The sequence below is a fragment of the Aquirufa nivalisilvae genome (assembly GCF_003143535.1).
GTDB classification, from domain to species: Bacteria; Bacteroidota; Bacteroidia; order Cytophagales; family Spirosomataceae; genus Aquirufa; species Aquirufa nivalisilvae.
Genome location: NZ_CP029346.1, coordinates 724879 through 740341, shown reverse-complemented (window position 1 = coordinate 740341; position 15463 = coordinate 724879). Strand labels below are relative to the sequence as shown.

17 protein-coding genes are annotated in these 15463 nt (G+C 40.1%); 3 read left to right on the top strand and 14 right to left on the bottom strand.

The window, feature by feature from the left end:
- The 11 genes from HME7025_RS03265 to HME7025_RS03215 form a co-directional block, all read right to left on the bottom strand.
- A complete protein-coding gene (locus HME7025_RS03265) occupies positions 1 to 1032 on the bottom strand; it encodes a 2Fe-2S iron-sulfur cluster-binding protein (RefSeq protein ID WP_109322270.1) in 1032 nt (343 codons plus the stop codon).
- A 40-nt stretch (positions 1033 to 1072) separates the two neighbouring features.
- On the bottom strand, positions 1073 to 2233 hold the full coding sequence (locus HME7025_RS03260) for a glycosyltransferase (protein WP_109322269.1): 1161 nt from the start codon (positions 2231 to 2233) through the stop codon (positions 1073 to 1075).
- Between the two features lie 2 nt (positions 2234 to 2235).
- Complete coding sequence (gene nuoF, locus HME7025_RS03255) at positions 2236 to 3576, bottom strand: NADH-quinone oxidoreductase subunit NuoF (RefSeq protein ID WP_109322268.1); 1341 nt, start codon at positions 3574 to 3576, stop codon at positions 2236 to 2238.
- 6 nt (positions 3577 to 3582) lie between these two features.
- Positions 3583 to 4077: an NADH-quinone oxidoreductase subunit NuoE family protein gene (locus HME7025_RS03250; protein ID WP_109322267.1), complete on the bottom strand. Its 495-nt coding sequence runs from the start codon at positions 4075 to 4077 to the stop codon at positions 3583 to 3585.
- 3 nt (positions 4078 to 4080) lie between these two features.
- Positions 4081 to 5316: an NADH-quinone oxidoreductase subunit D gene (locus HME7025_RS03245; protein WP_109322266.1), complete on the bottom strand. Its 1236-nt coding sequence runs from the start codon at positions 5314 to 5316 to the stop codon at positions 4081 to 4083.
- Positions 5317 to 5337: 21 nt separating this feature from the next.
- Positions 5338 to 5847 (bottom strand): NADH-quinone oxidoreductase subunit C, encoded by a 510-nt coding sequence (locus tag HME7025_RS03240; RefSeq protein ID WP_109322265.1) that lies wholly within the window; start codon positions 5845 to 5847, stop codon positions 5338 to 5340.
- A gap of 11 nt (positions 5848 to 5858) precedes the next feature.
- A complete protein-coding gene (locus tag HME7025_RS03235) occupies positions 5859 to 6407 on the bottom strand; it encodes an NADH-quinone oxidoreductase subunit B (protein ID WP_109322264.1) in 549 nt (182 codons plus the stop codon).
- 49 nt (positions 6408 to 6456) lie between these two features.
- The gene (locus tag HME7025_RS03230) at positions 6457 to 6825 is read right to left on the bottom strand and encodes an NADH-quinone oxidoreductase subunit A (RefSeq protein WP_109322263.1); all 369 of its coding nucleotides are present in this window, start codon (positions 6823 to 6825) and stop codon (positions 6457 to 6459) included.
- Positions 6826 to 6890: 65 nt separating this feature from the next.
- The gene (locus HME7025_RS03225; RefSeq protein ID WP_109322262.1) at positions 6891 to 8240 is read right to left on the bottom strand and encodes a Gfo/Idh/MocA family protein; all 1350 of its coding nucleotides are present in this window, start codon (positions 8238 to 8240) and stop codon (positions 6891 to 6893) included.
- A 25-nt stretch (positions 8241 to 8265) separates the two neighbouring features.
- The gene (locus HME7025_RS03220) at positions 8266 to 9228 is read right to left on the bottom strand and encodes a formylglycine-generating enzyme family protein (protein ID WP_109322261.1); all 963 of its coding nucleotides are present in this window, start codon (positions 9226 to 9228) and stop codon (positions 8266 to 8268) included.
- Between the two features lie 13 nt (positions 9229 to 9241).
- On the bottom strand, positions 9242 to 10243 hold the full coding sequence (locus HME7025_RS03215) for an FAD:protein FMN transferase (RefSeq protein WP_109322260.1): 1002 nt from the start codon (positions 10241 to 10243) through the stop codon (positions 9242 to 9244).
- A 98-nt stretch (positions 10244 to 10341) separates the two neighbouring features.
- On the opposite strand from HME7025_RS03215, the gene guaB reads away from it, so the two are divergent.
- On the top strand, positions 10342 to 11811 hold the full coding sequence (gene guaB / locus HME7025_RS03210; RefSeq protein ID WP_109322259.1) for an IMP dehydrogenase: 1470 nt from the start codon (positions 10342 to 10344) through the stop codon (positions 11809 to 11811).
- 196 nt (positions 11812 to 12007) lie between these two features.
- Here guaB and hemE read toward each other — a convergent pair whose 3' ends face one another.
- Positions 12008 to 13039 (bottom strand): uroporphyrinogen decarboxylase, encoded by a 1032-nt coding sequence (hemE, locus tag HME7025_RS03205; RefSeq protein WP_109322258.1) that lies wholly within the window; start codon positions 13037 to 13039, stop codon positions 12008 to 12010.
- 455 nt (positions 13040 to 13494) lie between these two features.
- The gene (locus HME7025_RS13365; RefSeq protein WP_154401920.1) at positions 13495 to 13677 is read right to left on the bottom strand and encodes a hypothetical protein; all 183 of its coding nucleotides are present in this window, start codon (positions 13675 to 13677) and stop codon (positions 13495 to 13497) included.
- 185 nt (positions 13678 to 13862) lie between these two features.
- Here HME7025_RS13365 and yihA point away from each other — a divergent pair, with 185 nt between their 5' ends.
- The gene (yihA, locus tag HME7025_RS03200) at positions 13863 to 14480 is read left to right on the top strand and encodes a ribosome biogenesis GTP-binding protein YihA/YsxC (protein ID WP_109322257.1); all 618 of its coding nucleotides are present in this window, start codon (positions 13863 to 13865) and stop codon (positions 14478 to 14480) included.
- Positions 14481 to 14509: 29 nt separating this feature from the next.
- The gene (locus tag HME7025_RS03195) at positions 14510 to 15040 is read left to right on the top strand and encodes a DUF5606 family protein (RefSeq protein ID WP_161956202.1); all 531 of its coding nucleotides are present in this window, start codon (positions 14510 to 14512) and stop codon (positions 15038 to 15040) included.
- A gap of 54 nt (positions 15041 to 15094) precedes the next feature.
- Here the strand turns inward: HME7025_RS03195 and HME7025_RS03190 are convergent, their stop codons facing one another.
- Positions 15095 to 15421: a c-type cytochrome gene (locus HME7025_RS03190; RefSeq protein ID WP_109322256.1), complete on the bottom strand. Its 327-nt coding sequence runs from the start codon at positions 15419 to 15421 to the stop codon at positions 15095 to 15097.
- Positions 15422 to 15463: the final 42 nt, after the last annotated feature.

Below are 15463 nucleotides of genomic sequence, written 5' to 3'. Positions count from 1 at the left end.
TTATTTCTTTTCTGAACTGGGAAGACTCTTTCTAGCAGGTAAAAAACTACGATCACGATCATCGTCAATCAACTTATATTCCAAAGCTGCTTGCTTGATTGGAAAGGAAGGTTGAATCAAATTAGCTCCATATTTATTGGCTGAAATAACCGAATGACGGGCTATTTTGGTTGGTCCTTCAATCACCCAATCCGAAGTCTTCTTACGCTCGAAACGACAAGTATTACAAATGAATTCTTTCACTTCACCCCATTCATTTTTACGTCCTGTAACTCGGATAACTTCATCTCCACGATACCATAAAGTCACATTTCCAGAGCATTTGTCACAGTCGCAATGCGCATCTTCTGGTTTAGAGAACCAAACACGGCTTTTGAATCGGTAGGTTCTATCAGTTAATGCTCCTACTGGACAAACGTCAATCACATTACCTGAGAAATCATTATCAATTGCTTTCTCAATGTAGGTACTAATTTCGGCGTGGTCACCACGGTGCATAACACCATGAACACGGCCTTCGGTCAACTGATCAGCAGCATATACACAACGGTAACATAGAATACAACGATTCATGTTTAGCTTAATGTAAGGGCCTAAATCTACCGGATCAAAGGTATTTCTATCTTCTACAGTACGCGTAGCTGAAACGCCATGCTCAAAGGAGAAATCCTGTAAATGACATTCTCCTGCTTGATCACAAACTGGGCAATCCAAAGGGTGATTTAACAATAAAAACTCCACAATACCTTTTCTCGTTTCCAATACCTGCTCATTGATGGTATTTTCAACGATCATCCCATCTTGAACCGAAGTGATACAAGAAGGAACTAATTTAGGCATAGGACGAGGGTCTTTTTCAGAACCTGCAGTTACTTTCACTAAGCAACCACGGCATTTCCCACCCGTTCCTTTCAAAGGTTCATAGTAACACATAGCAGGCGGAGCAATCTCCGGACCAATCATCCTTGCTGCCTGCATGATGGTAGTACCTGGTTCTACCTCTAAAGTGATGTTATCAATTGTTACTTTCATTTTTTATTTTTAAGGGTTTTGACCCTTGATCCATGTTCAATTAAAGATCTTTTTCTAATTCAGCCCACCGCTCCATAAAGGCTTTTACGGTATATTGGGTTGATCTAATTTTCAATTTTTCACCTATCGTTGATCGATCTATTTCCGAGGTATTCAGCCAATGTACAATTAAATCCGCCATTTGACCTTCATCCATATAATCTACCAATAAACCCTCTAGTCCCTGTGTGAAGTCAGCAATGCCTCCACTTTCCCTAAACCCTAACACAGGTTTACCTTGGTGGCCAGCTTCTAACATTACCAAAGGAAATGGATCCTCACGTGAAGACAAGAAAAACAAATCCATAGCCTCAAAATAGGCTCTAGTATCTGCTTTGGCAGGAATTAAATGCACTTGTGCACTGATATCCCATTTCTCTTTTTCCTCAATGAGTTCCGCTGAATACAGGTTATCTCCCATGCCTAACCAAACAAAATGAACTTCGGGTTTTAAGCGAATCACTTGTCTAGCTACACGGATAAACACATCCGTTCCTTTTCTCCATTCGGCTAATCCGCAACCTAAGACCAAAGGGCTAGAAGCTGGGATATTCAATTGTTCTCGTACTTGCTCAGATGAACTAGATTTGGCTTTTGCCAATTCAGCTACCGGAGGAAGTAGATCCAATTTCTCAAATGGAATCTCATATTTCTCCTTCAACAATACTTTCACTTGCTCTGAAACGGCATATACATGCTTCACTTTTTGTGCCAAAAACTGCATATCTTTTTCCGAGGCATACGTCTCGCAAGAAAATTTCAATTCATGGACATAAGCGCCAAAAGCTATTTTTAAGGAAGTCAGCTGTTGCATCAAGGATAAAGATGCTACCGTATTTCCTAAAATTAAATCAAACTTCTGCTGGCGAAAATCGCTCAACATGGCTTGGATTTCAGCTTTATTGGGTTCCCGATCTGGTGAACTTTCCTCTCTTTTGAGAAAAGGTATTTTTTTAAATATATTTCTCGACTTATTGTGCTCTCTCCTCCAAATCCAGACTTCCGCATATTTCCGGTAAGTCGCTAATAAATCCCCTCCTTTTTCTAATAATAAATAGCCCTTATGGCCATTTGCCGCATTTTCCTTAAGCCAATGCAATAGGACCAATTGTGCTCCCGCACGGTTAGCGTCATGCCCAACAAAAAGAATTTTGGCCCCCATCTTTAATTAGACCAGCTAGCTCCTGGTCGCATATAAACAGCTCCAGGTTGTGTCGCTAATTCAGGATGTTCAATATGCCATTCAAACTCATCTCTAAAATGACGAATCGCGGCAGATACTGGCCAAGCAGCCGCATCTCCCAATGGACAAATCGTATTTCCTTCAATTTTCTTAGCAACATCTACTAACAAATCAATATCTTCTTTTCGGCCTTGGCCTAATTCAATACGCTTAATCACTTTATCCATCCAACCCGTACCTTCTCTACATGGCGAACATTGTCCACAAGACTCATGATGATAAAAACGAGCAAAGGTCAATGTATTATGAACGATACAAGTCGTTTCATCCATCACAATAAATCCTCCTGAACCTAACATCGTTCCTGTAGCAAAACCACCGTCAGACAATGACTCATACGTCATTAATCGCTTCTCGCCAGTAGCTGTCGTTAAGATCATTTCTGCTGGTAAAATAGGCACAGAAGAACCTCCAGCAACTACTGCTTTTAGCTTATGTCCATCACGAATACCACCGCACCATTCATCTGAATAGATAAAATCCTCCACCGTAATTCCCAATGGAATTTCATATACTCCTGGCTTGCGGATATGTCCTGATGCCGAAATCAATTTAGTCCCTGTGCTTCTTCCTACCCCAATCTGTGCATAAGCATCACCACCGTTGTTCACAATCCATGAAGTTGCAGCAATAGACTCTACATTGTTTACCACGGTTGGGCATTGCCACAATCCTTTAACTGCTGGAAATGGAGGCTTATTACGAGGATTACCACGTTTTCCTTCCAAAGACTCCAATAAGGCTGTTTCCTCACCGCAGATATAAGCACCGCCTCCAGACTGAACAAACAAGTCCAAATCATAGCCTGAGCCTAAAATATTTTTACCCAATAAACCTTTATCATAGGCTTCTTGAATGGCTTTTTCTAAAATATGAATCACATACATCAACTCTCCACGAACGTAGATATAAGATGTATTAGCTCCCAAAGCAAAACTGGACACAATCATACCTTCAATCAAGGTATGAGGAGATTTCCACATCAAATAATGATCTTTGAAAGTACCTGGCTCTGATTCATCAGCATTACAAACTAAATAACGAGGGACACCCTCTGGTTTAGCCAAAAATGACCACTTCATTCCCACGGGGAATCCTGCTCCACCACGACCACGCAATCCTGATTTTTTTACTTCTTCAGTAACTTCATCAGGAGTCATTTTTTTCAATGCTTTTTCTACCGCTTGGTACCCACCATGCTTACGATATACATCAATCGTTTCTATTCCTGGTACCTCAATATGTTCGGTTAATATCTTCATCCTCGCTTATTTTCCTAATTCATCAATGATTTGATCTACCTTCTCCTTGGTCAAGTGCATGTAAAACTTCTCACGAATCTGAAATACAGGTCCCCAGCCACAAGCTGCCAAACACTCTACTTCTTTTACCGTAAACTTTCCATCAGCCGATGTTCCACCGGTCTCAACACCTAAACGCTTTTTCAAGTGGTCATATACTTCTACACCACCCATTAGACAACAAGGACCTGTGCGACAATACTCAATGACATGTTCTCCTACTGGTTCCAAATGAAACATGGTATAAAAACTTGCCACTTCGTACACCTCAATGGGTTTGATGGACAACAAAGAAGCCACATAATCCATCACTTCTGGACTACACCATCTCCACTCAGCTTGTGCCAAATGCAAAATGGGCAAAAGTGCTGATTTCTGTTTCCCTTCTGGGTAACGAGCAATGATTTTTTTCACTAATTCCAGCGTTTCTGCTGGGAAAACGATGTTATTCTTACCTTCCATGTATTATGTATCTAACTCACCTGCAATCACGTTCATCGATGACATCGTCACAATGGCATCAGATAAAGTCGAACCTTTAATCATCTCTGGGAATGCTTGGTAATATATATATCCAGGTCTACGGAACTTCAAACGATATGGGGTACGTCCTCCATCCGAAACCAAATAGAATCCCAATTCTCCATTACCACCCTCTACAGAATGATAAACCTCTCCAACAGGTGCATCAATTTCCCCCATCACAATTTTGAAATGGTAAATCAATGCTTCCATGTTACGGTAAACCTCTTGCTTGGGAGGCAAATAATAATGCGGTGCATCTGCATGGTAAGGTCCTTCTGGCAAATTATCCATTGCCTGCTGAATGATGCGTAAACTCTGCCACATTTCCTCTTCACGTACTAAGAAACGGTCGTAGGTATCACCTTTAGTTCCTACAGGAATTTCAAAATCAAAATCTTCATACGACGAGTAAGGATTCAATGAACGAACGTCATAATCCACACCCGCAGCACGTAAATTTGGGCCTGTAAAACCATAGTTTAACGCACGTTCCGCTGAAATAGCGCCCACGTTTTGAGTACGATCCATGAAGATACGATTGCGAACCACCATACTCTCGAATTCCTTCAAAGCAGCTGGTAACTCCGCCAATATTTTTTTGATTTTCTCGATGGCAACCGGGCTCAAATCCCTTTCCATACCACCAAAACGACCCATGTTTGTCGTTAAACGAGCCCCGCAAAGCTCTTCGTAAATCTCATAAATAAACTCTCTCCATTGGTATACATACAAGAAACCCGTTAAGGCTCCCGTATCTACGGCCAAAATGGAGTTACAAATAATATGATCTGCTAAACGAGCCAATTCCATCATGATGACACGAATGTATTGCGCGCGCTTAGGAACTTCGATTCCTAATAATTTCTCTACCGTCATGTGCCAGCCCATATTATTGATAGGTGCTGAACAGTAATTCATGCGGTCTGTTAAGGTCGTTATTTGATAGAATGGACGACGTTCTGCAATTTTTTCAAATGCACGGTGAATATATCCCACCGTTTGTTCGGCATCCACGATTGTTTCCCCATCCATCGTCAAGATATTTTGAAAAATACCGTGGGTGGCTGGGTGGGTAGGCCCTAAATTTAGGGTTGTCAACTCGTTTACATAAGGTCCGCTTTTAGGCGTCTTATCTAGACCTACGTTGGGGTTATTTACTAATGCTACTTCAGACATGTTTCGCTCGTTGAAGGTAGATTATCTACCAAATAATTCATCTATTTTATCGTGACGGGTGGCATCCTCCAATGGATATTCCTTGCGCATCGGATGGTAATCCATATCCTCTACGTTCAAAATACGAATCAAATTCGGGTGACCTTCAAAAATAATGCCGTAAAAATCAAAGGCTTCACGCTCCATCCAGTTGGCAGTAGCAAATAAGCCTGTCACGGTAGGAACTTCCGGTTTTTCAATCGGCACATAAATCTTGATCCACAAACGCACGTTATTCTCTAAGCTGTGCAAATGGTATATGACCCCTAATTCTTGTCCTTTTGCCTCAGGAAAATGAATTCCTGCCAAATCAGTCAAAAATTGGAATTTCAATACCGGATGTTGATAAAGAAAATGAAGCATCGGAACGATGTGTTCTACTTCTGTAGTTACTTGTAAGATTCCATGGGATTCAGCGATTCCATAAATGGCTTCCTCACCGAATTGCCCTTGTAAGGCATCTATAATTTGTTGATTACTCACGTTTTCCATGCTCGATTTACTTATTCAATACCATATGATTCCAACAAAGCTTTATACTCTGGTTGGTTTCTACGACGAATAGACTCATTTTTTGCTAACTCTTGGATTTGCATAAAACCATCTAAAATTTGCTCTGGACGTGGAGGGCAACCTGGTACGTATACGTCAACCGGAATAATACGATCAATCCCCTGCAAAACCGAGTAAGTATCAAAAATACCTCCAGAACAAGCACAAGCTCCAACCGATAAAACCCAACGAGGTTCTGCCATTTGCAAATACACTTGTTTTACCACAGGAGCCATTTTCTTAGCTATCGTTCCCATCACCATCAACACGTCAGCTTGTCGCGCAGAAAAACTCAAACGCTCTGCACCAAAACGACCAATGTCATAGTGAGAAGCCATAGTAGACATGAATTCAATACCGCAGCAAGATGTAGCAAAAGGCAAAGGCCAGAGCGAATTCGCTCTAGCCATCCCTACTAATGAATCTAAACTGGTAGCAAAAAATCCCTGACCCTCTAAACCTGCCGGCGCTTCTACGATATTAATTTTTGCATCACTCATATATAATCTTCTTTTCTATTAAAAATAAACCCAGCAAAAAGCTAAATGTTTATTTTTCCCAGGTTAAAATACCTTTTTTAATTACGTAGATAAATCCAGCTAATAATAAGCCCATGAATACGATCATTTCATAAAATCCATTCCATGCTAATTGCTTAAAATTCACTGCCCAAGGGTACATAAATACAATCTCCAAATCAAACAAAACGAACAATATGGCAACCAAGAAGTACTTCACCGAAATCGGTGTACGGGCATCTCCAATGGACTCAATACCGCACTCAAAAGAATCATCCTTTTTCGCAGAATGGCGTTTGGGACCTAAAGCATGTGTCAAGACCATGACCAATACGATAAAAGCCAATGCCGCTGCTAATTGAACGAAAATGGGTAAAAAATCTTGAGGTTGATAGTTCATCTTGTACTTCGCTAAATTTGAAGCGGCAATTTACTCACTAAAATCTAATTTTGAAGATTATTTTATTAAAAATACTTGGTTTTTCCTGGCACTGCTACTGGGTACAAACCATTCGCATCTGGCTTCAAGGGCATATCTGCATCCCAAGCAAAGCGACTTGGTGCAATATTAATCCCTGAGTTAATGGCTTTGTCCCATTCGATAATCTGTCCTGAATAGGTAGCCATCCTTCCTAAAATAGAAGTCATGGTGGAATATGCCCCATTTTCAGCATCCGCAAATTTGTATTCTCCCGCGGCTACTGTGGCCCACAATTCATCATGCTCGGTTTGATATGGATTATTCTCTTTTGTCTTTTTGTCAAAAGCATAATTCACATTTCCCTTCAAATCCAAAATTTTGGCTGAATCAAAAAGCACTTTTCCTTTCGTTCCAATCAAATGTTCGTCGACTTTAGTCCAGGTACCAGGAATATGACGGCATTGGCTATTCAAGATAGTTCCATCAGCATATTCAAATTCTACGATATGGTGATCAAAGATTTCACCGTAATCTTTCCCTTTTCTCACTTCTCTTCCACCCGTTCCTCTTGCTCTAACAGGATAACCGTTTTTCGCCCAGTTGATTACATCAATATTGTGAATATGCTGCTCGGTTATATGGTCGCCACAAATCCAATTGAAATAATACCAGTTTCTCATTTGGTATTCCATCTCGGTCTGTCCATCCTTACGTGGTTTAACCCAAACACCATCATTATTCCACCAACAAGAAGCTGAAACAACATCGCCGATTTGTCCATCCTGCACGCGTTTCATCAAATCACGGTATGAATTTTGATAATGACGCTGTAAACCCACTACCACGTTTAATTTCTTCTCTTTGGCTATTTTAGCTGCTGCCAAAACACGTTGGATACCCGCTGGGTCTGTTGCCACCGGTTTTTCCATGAAAATTTGTTTTCCTAAACGAACAGCCTCCTCGAAATGGTAGGGACGAAAACCTGGAGGAGTCGTCAAAATCACCACATCTGCCAAGGCCATTGCTTGCTTATAGGCATCAAAACCCACGAATTTATGATCTTCAGGAACATTAACTTTCTGATTCACGGGCACAGCTTTAGCCGAAGTATCTTTGGCACGGGAATTCATCACACTCTTATAACAATCATCCAATCGATCTTTAAAGGCATCTGCCATAGCTACCAACTGAATATTTTCTTTTGTACTCAAAGCCTGAATGATAGCTCCTGTACCTCGACCACCACAACCAATTAAAGCTACTTTTAAGGTGTCTCCTACCAAACTTTGGCTAAAACTTACCCCTGGATTAGCCTGAGCCACTAGCGGTGCCGCTAACAGAGCTCCAGCTCCCAGACTAGACTGAACAATGAATTCTCTACGTGAATTTTTCATGTTAATTAGGTATATATTTTGAAGGTTAATAATCTTTTAAATACTGATCAAAAAATGCCCGCACTTCTTCAGGGCTTGGCTGCTTGGCTGGTCGCATGATACGAAAACCCACAAACGGAGCATCCGCATTCCACCATTTACTCTTAGGTTCTTGAGGATCTCTTCTGTTCCAAACAGGATCCGCCGCCAACCTACTGGCACTTCGAGCCATGTTAGCCTCATCTCGATAACTTCCTCCTCTGACGATTGCTTCCGCATACTTATCTTTGAATACTGCTTGATGAGCTTTCTTATTAGCGGAATAAGCTGGTTCATAATGATCCAATACCCATTCGTGAACATTCCCCAACATATCATACAATCCCCAAGCATTGGGTTTTTTCTGAGCTACCAGATGGTATTTGTCTCCTGAATTGGTAGCAACCCAAGCATAATCTTCTAATTTTTCATTCGCAGCGAGAGAAGAATAAGCTCCTTTTCCACCAGCCCGACAAGCATACTCCCATTCTGCCTCCGTAGGCAAACGATAAAATATTTGGGTTTTGGCATATAACCATTTACAATACATGAGCGCAGCAAAATGCTGCATGGAGTTCGCTGGAAACCCACCAACTTTTCCCATACCTAATGTGAAATCAATGTAAGGTGGACTTGGACGAGTAATGGCATCTGGCCCTTCCTTGGCTGGTTTTGGCGCTGGATCACGATCCTCTTCAAAAAACAATTGGTATTCATCATAAGTCACTTCGGTTTTCCCCATCCAAAATGCCTCCATGCTCAATTTTAGTTGCGGCCCTTCATCGGTATTCCTTCCAACCTCTGTACTTGGACTACCTAATACTAAATTACCTGCAGGAATAGCCTGCATATCAAAAGCCACGGTAGAATTAGGAATGATTTGTCGGTATGATTTCAATTGTTGACCTATTCCTATTTGACAAATCCCAACGCTCAAGGCCAGTACTATTACACGTATTTTTCTATTCATTCTTAATTTAATTCTAATCGACTTTCAAGATACCATGATTCAATAATATTTCCAATTCCCCATTTTGGTATTCCCATACAAGCACCTGCACCCGTGGAAATCGCTGAAGCAAGATTTTTATATCCTCTATTTCCATAATAGTAGCGGCAGTTGCTATCCAATCTGCCTGAGCACCATCAGGTGCAATGGCAGTAGCCGATCGTGCGTGTTCCAATCCCAAACCCGTTTTGGGATTGATAACATGGGAATAACTTTTCCCCGCAATTTCTACTTGTTGGTATGTTTTTCCTGAACTAGCAATTGACTGGTTTTTGATTTCTAAAAAATCAGTCGAGATTTTTTTAGAATTAGGCAATTCAAGGCCTACCTTCCAAACATCTCCCTGAGGATTTACTTGGCTGGCACTAATTTTTCCTCCCGCATCCACCAAAGCATATGGATATCCTGATTTCACTAAAAAATCCAATACCCTTTGAGCCACAAAGCCCTTACCTATTGACCCTACATCCAATTGGCAAGCTGAATTTGTTAATCGAATGGCACTACTGTCTGCATTAAATTCCAAACACGGTGATTGCAATGCCTTAACCCAATCTTGAAGCAAATGAGAAGCAGGAAGCTCTTTCGTTTTTCTAGCATTTCTCCAGGCAGCCACTAATTTGCCTATGAAAATGGTTAGATTCCCGTGGCTGTATTGATATGCCAACAAAGATTCTTTCAATATAGCCTTAAATGGCTCTTGAATGGGATAAAACTGACCTGTTCCAGCTCTTTGATTCACTTGGCTTAAATCTGAAATTGGCTGGTAATCGCTCAATTGCATTTCTAAGTTTTCTGCCAATGTCTGAGCTTTTTTAATTGTATTCGACAAGCCTATCGAATCTTGAGTAGAAACGATGATGCGAAATGGAGATCCCATTCTGGCTGTTTCAAATCGATATTTGGTCCATTGGGCTTGAGTCAAAAAGCTACAACAAATAACGAAGGCCGTGACTAAGAGGGATTTTTTGTTCATCTTTCAAATATTACAAAAAAATTTGTAACTTTGTCTCGCAAATAAGGGTATGGTTCGCCTTCATCCGATAAATCCAATTCCCGTTCAAACTATTTGCCATGCTTGATTCATCCAAATTTCTTTTCGAAGCTCTTACCTACGACGACGTACTATTGCTTCCTGCGTATTCTGAAGTCTTACCTCGTGATGTAAAGACTCAAACTCGACTGACGAAAAACATCAGTTTGAATATTCCCATTGTTTCTGCTGCCATGGATACAGTTACTGAAGCTGATTTAGCCATTGCCTTAGCACAAGAAGGAGGTATTGGAATCATCCATAAAAACATGACTATTCAGCAGCAAGCGGCACAAGTTCGTAAAGTAAAGCGCTCTGAATCAGGAATGATCATTGATCCAATTACATTACATGATACGCAAACTTTAGGTGATGCTCAGCGCATCATGAAAGAATTCAAAATTGGAGGTATTCCAGTCATTGATACTCAAGGAATTTTAGTGGGTATTTTGACTAACCGTGATTTACGTTTCCAAAAAGAAACAGCTAGACCGGTGCATGAAATCATGACAAAGGTAAACTTGATTACTGCCAATGAAGGAATCAGCATGGAGGCGGCAGAGAGTATACTACAAGAGCATAAAATTGAGAAATTACCCATCATCGACAAAAATGGCCGATTGATTGGATTAATTACATATAAAGATATTTTAAAACGCAAAAGCCATCCATTAGCATCCAAAGATTCTTTAGGGCGCTTACGCGTAGGTGCTGCTGTAGGAGTTACACATGATTTATTAGATCGTGTACAAGCTTTAGTTCAAGTGGGTGTTGACGTCATTAGTATTGATACAGCACACGGACATTCCAAAGGCGTTATTGATGCTTTAAAAACGGTCAAAGCATCCTACCCAAGTTTAGATGTGATTGTTGGAAACATTGCTACAGGAGAAGCTGCCAAAGCCTTAGCTGAAGCAGGAGCTGATGCCGTAAAAGTAGGTGTAGGACCTGGAAGTATTTGTACCACCCGTATCATTGCGGGAGTAGGAATGCCACAATTAACAGCCGTTTATGAAGCAGCCAAGGCCTTAGAACCTTACAATGTTCCGTTAATTGCCGACGGTGGAATTCGTTTTTCAGGCGATATTGCCAAAGCCATTGCAGGAGGTGCTAGCACGGTGATGATTGGTTCATTATTAGCTGGAACCGATGAGGCCCCAGGTGAAATGATTATTTTAGAAGGACGTAAATTCAAATCATACCGTGGAATGGGATCATTAGAAGCCATGGAAGATGGATCAAAAGATCGCTATTTCCAAGATGCGGAAGATGATATCAAAAAATTAGTTCCTGAAGGAATCGTTGGACGTGTACCATTTAAAGGATCTGTGACAGAAATTCTATACCAAATGGTGGGTGGTTTGAAAGCCGGAATGGGCTATTGTGGAGCAGGAACTATTTGCGATATGCAACAAGCTAAATTTGTAAAAATCACTTCTGCAGGTGTGAAAGAAAGTCATCCACACGATGTTAGTATTTCAAAGGAGGCACCTAACTATAGTGCTAAGTAAAAAAACCATTTTGCTTAAACGCTGTCAAGGTTTGAAACCTTGCCAGCGTTGCAAAAACGAATGAGAATTTGGACGTATTGTCCAAGAAATTGATAATCAAAAAAGCTCAGGGTTTAAACCCTGAGCTTTTTGTTTGATATTACTGATATGCTACACCAATGGGTAGCTGGTTTGAGCTTTAATATTGTAATAAGTTTTAAACAGGATAATTATGTACCGTATCCACGAAACACTTTACTTTATCTGGGTGAATATCAGGATAAACCCCATGACCTAGATTGGCAATGTAGCGCTGAGTACCGAATTGATCAATCATCTTCTTAGTCTCTGCCTCTACCGTTTTAAAATCTCCATAAAGCGCACAAGGATCTAAGTTACCTTGAAGGGTTCTATTTGAACCAACCAAACGCCTGGATTCTTGAATATCCATATTCCAATCCAATCCTATGGTGGCACAGTTTAATTGAGCCATCTCTTCTCTCGCAAAAAATGCTCCTTTAGCAAATAAAGTAACAGGAACCTCTGTTAGAGCATCGCAAATTTGCTTGAGGTAAGGAGTAGAAAAAGCACTGTACTGTGCTGGCGACAATATGCCTGCCCAAGAATCAAATACTTGAATCAGGTTGGCTCCTACAGCCACTTGTGCCTTCAAATAAGCTATAGTTGAATCCGTAATTTTTTGCAATAATGCATGAGCCAATACTGGTTCCGCATAAAGCATTTTCTTCGCTTGAGAAAAAGTTTTAGATCCCTTCCCCTCTACCATATAGCAGAAGATTGTAAATGGCGCTCCTGCAAAACCAATCAATGGAATTTTACCTGACAAATCACGCTTCACTATCTTGATAGCATCTAAAACATAGGCTAAATCCTCCTCGGGAACTGCTGTTTTCAAAGCATCAACATCCTGCTGGGAACGAATAACCTGAGGGAAAAGAGGTCCTTTTTGCTCTTCCATGACATAAGGAAGACCCATAGCTTCTGGAACTACCAATATATCTGAAAAAATGATGGCTGCATCTACATCGAAACGATCCACAGGCTGAATAGTCACTTCGGCTGCCCATTCAGGATGTGTCGCCAATCCAATGAACGAACCTGCTTTAGCTCTTACTTCTCGGTATTCCGGTAAAATTCTTCCTGCTTGACGCATCACCCAAACAGGGATTCGATCAACAGGTAATCCTTTTGCTGCCCTAATCAGGCGATCATTTTGTAATACTTCCATATGCTTATTCAAGCCACAAAGGTAGTCAAGAAATGATAAATTGTGAATGGTAAATGGTAAATGAAAAAAGAAACTTATTTATGTTCGAGAGTTGTTACCACCAATTTAAAATGTACTTCCCTGATTAAAGTTGACCGGTTTATCAATTTTCGAATTCTACATTGTTCATTTTAAATTATACATTGAACGGTTAATCCCAACGAAAGATGGGAACGCGGCATGAGCGGAGCGGCAGGCGCATCTTTGACCTCGTGCGTAGGCTAAAGCTAAGCGTCAAAGATTAAAGCCGTATGCGGAGTGACAATCGGTTCCGCGCAGCGGAATTCGTCTTAGGATTAACCGTATTTCTTCCGTTTTTTTTGTTTCTTTTTTTTTAAAAAAAAAGAAATGCCAAAGAAAGTTAAGCTCAAGAAAAAGTGACGAATTCAAAAGAGTTTAAAATACTTTTCGTTTCATCAATTCACATGGATTTTCTTTTTTTGAAAAAAAAGAAACAAAAAAACTTCTTTTTTGTCGTTCAGCAAAGGCGAATTCCGCTGCGCGGAACCGTGATTCACTCCGCTATCGCCTATATTTTTGACGCCGACACGCATCGCCTTTGCTAGGGTCAAAACCTCGTCTACCGCTGCGTTCATCATCTTTCGCTCGTGCTGACCGACGGTGTTTGTACTTCCCTGATTAGAGTTGACCAGTTTCTAATAATTTTTCATTCTACATTCTTCATTCTACCCCACTAATACCTAAACACTTACATCTAATAACTAAACACTACTACCTAATAACTAATATCCTCGTATCTTTGTAATCCTTTAATATTTACCCTATGCAAGTAATTAGTGCACAATTCATCACCAGTAATACCGATTACTTAAAATGTCCACCGGACAAATTTCCTGAATTTGCCTTCATTGGTCGCTCTAATGTGGGTAAATCTTCTTTGATCAACTCCATTACCTTTCATAAAAAATTAGCAAAGACCTCTCAAACTCCAGGTAAAACACAGTTAATCAATCACTTTTTAATTAACGACAACTGGTATTTAGTGGATTTACCAGGCTATGGTTATGCCCAAGTAAGCAAAGAAAAGAGAAAGGAATTCGAAAAAATGATTTTGGATTACCTCATCAATCGTAAAAGTCTAACCTGTTTGTTCTTATTGGTCGATCTACGTTTAAAACCTCAACCAGTGGATATTGCTTTCATGGAAAGAATGGCGGAAGAACAAATTCCTTTTTACCTTGTGTTCACTAAGGCTGATAAATTATCTCAAAAACAAGTGGATGATAATTTCAAACATTACCAAGACTTCTTGTTGCAATCTTGGGAAGCATTACCGAAAATGTTCATCACTTCTGCTGAAAAACATCAAGGTAGGGAAGAAATCTTAGCCAGTATTCAGGAATTAATTGACACATCTCCCTATAAATCAAGGAAATCTTAATATTTTTGCGACCGAATTAAACATCACACATGGAATTATTAAATGAAATTGCCCACATATCAGGCAAAAGCGGATTATTTAGAGTGTTGAAACCCACTCGTACTGGGGTTATAGTAGAAACATTAGATGCTCTAAAACAAAAATCTGTTGTTAGCGGTCAAACACGTATCTCGGTTTTAAAGGATATTTCCCTTTATCTAGACGATCATCAAGACAGCACATTGCCTTTAGGTGATTTATTTCAATTGATTCACTCTGTTTGTCAAGGTTCTTTGAACATTGAACCTAAAAAGGCAAGTGATGCTGAATTATTTGGATTATTAGCAAGTATTGTTCCCAATTATGACTCTGATCGAGTTTATGCTTCCGATATCAAAAAAATCCTTTCTTGGTATTTGATTTTGGTAACTAATACTCCTGACATGTTCCAAACAGCTCCAGCCGCCGAAGAACCGAAAGCGGAAAAAGTGGTGAAAGCTCCCAAAGCTGCTAAAGAAGTAAAAGAAGCAACAGAAGAAAAAGCAGCGAAAGCTCCCAAAAAAGCAAAAGCGACTAAATAAGTCGCTTCACAAATAATGACATAAAAAAATCCCGATTAATTCGGGATTTTTTATTTATTTCAAAGAGTTGATCCAAGAAGCAATCTTCATGGCATCCGCCTTTGGCACATTTTTCAATGCCATCATTGGTGGGTAACCAGGCCAGTTCTCAGGCTTTGGATTCGCAATTAATTCTACAATTTTTGCATTGCTATACTTTTTCTTAGCAACATCCGTATAAGCCGGACCTACTAAACGAGCATCTACCTTATGGCAAGCAAAGCAAGTATATTTTTGCATTAATGGCTTAATATCAGCAGGAAAATCTTCCGCATTGGCCTGAAATCCAAATGCAAATGTTCCTAAAGTTACAGCCAAAATAAATTTTGATATTTTTTTCATTTTGATTGAATGTTTAATTGTTCACAAAATAAGGGATTAATA

Bases quoted from the DNA above. Each gene is read 5' to 3' on its own strand.
- HME7025_RS03220 (WP_109322261.1), bottom strand. From the start codon at position 9,228: ATGAATAGAAAAATACGTGTAATAGTACTGGCCTTGAGCGTTGGGATT.
- HME7025_RS03235 (WP_109322264.1), bottom strand. From the start codon at position 6,407: ATGAGTGATGCAAAAATTAATATCGTAGAAGCGCCGGCAGGTTTAGAG.
- HME7025_RS03195 (WP_161956202.1), top strand. From the start codon at position 14,510: ATGGAATTATTAAATGAAATTGCCCACATATCAGGCAAAAGCGGATTA.
- HME7025_RS13365 (WP_154401920.1), bottom strand. From the start codon at position 13,677: ATGATGAACGCAGCGGTAGACGAGGTTTTGACCCTAGCAAAGGCGATG.
- yihA (WP_109322257.1), top strand. From the start codon at position 13,863: ATGCAAGTAATTAGTGCACAATTCATCACCAGTAATACCGATTACTTA.
- HME7025_RS03260 (WP_109322269.1), bottom strand. From the start codon at position 2,233: ATGGGGGCCAAAATTCTTTTTGTTGGGCATGACGCTAACCGTGCGGGA.
- HME7025_RS03215 (WP_109322260.1), bottom strand. From the start codon at position 10,243: ATGAACAAAAAATCCCTCTTAGTCACGGCCTTCGTTATTTGTTGTAGC.
- HME7025_RS03240 (WP_109322265.1), bottom strand. From the start codon at position 5,847: ATGGAAAACGTGAGTAATCAACAAATTATAGATGCCTTACAAGGGCAA.
- HME7025_RS03190 (WP_109322256.1), bottom strand. From the start codon at position 15,421: ATGAAAAAAATATCAAAATTTATTTTGGCTGTAACTTTAGGAACATTT.
- nuoF (WP_109322268.1), bottom strand. From the start codon at position 3,576: ATGAAGATATTAACCGAACATATTGAGGTACCAGGAATAGAAACGATT.
- HME7025_RS03230 (WP_109322263.1), bottom strand. From the start codon at position 6,825: ATGAACTATCAACCTCAAGATTTTTTACCCATTTTCGTTCAATTAGCA.
- HME7025_RS03265 (WP_109322270.1), bottom strand. From the start codon at position 1,032: ATGAAAGTAACAATTGATAACATCACTTTAGAGGTAGAACCAGGTACT.
- guaB (WP_109322259.1), top strand. From the start codon at position 10,342: ATGCTTGATTCATCCAAATTTCTTTTCGAAGCTCTTACCTACGACGAC.
- hemE (WP_109322258.1), bottom strand. From the start codon at position 13,039: ATGGAAGTATTACAAAATGATCGCCTGATTAGGGCAGCAAAAGGATTA.
- HME7025_RS03250 (WP_109322267.1), bottom strand. From the start codon at position 4,077: ATGGAAGGTAAGAATAACATCGTTTTCCCAGCAGAAACGCTGGAATTA.
- HME7025_RS03225 (WP_109322262.1), bottom strand. From the start codon at position 8,240: ATGAAAAATTCACGTAGAGAATTCATTGTTCAGTCTAGTCTGGGAGCT.
- HME7025_RS03245 (WP_109322266.1), bottom strand. From the start codon at position 5,316: ATGTCTGAAGTAGCATTAGTAAATAACCCCAACGTAGGTCTAGATAAG.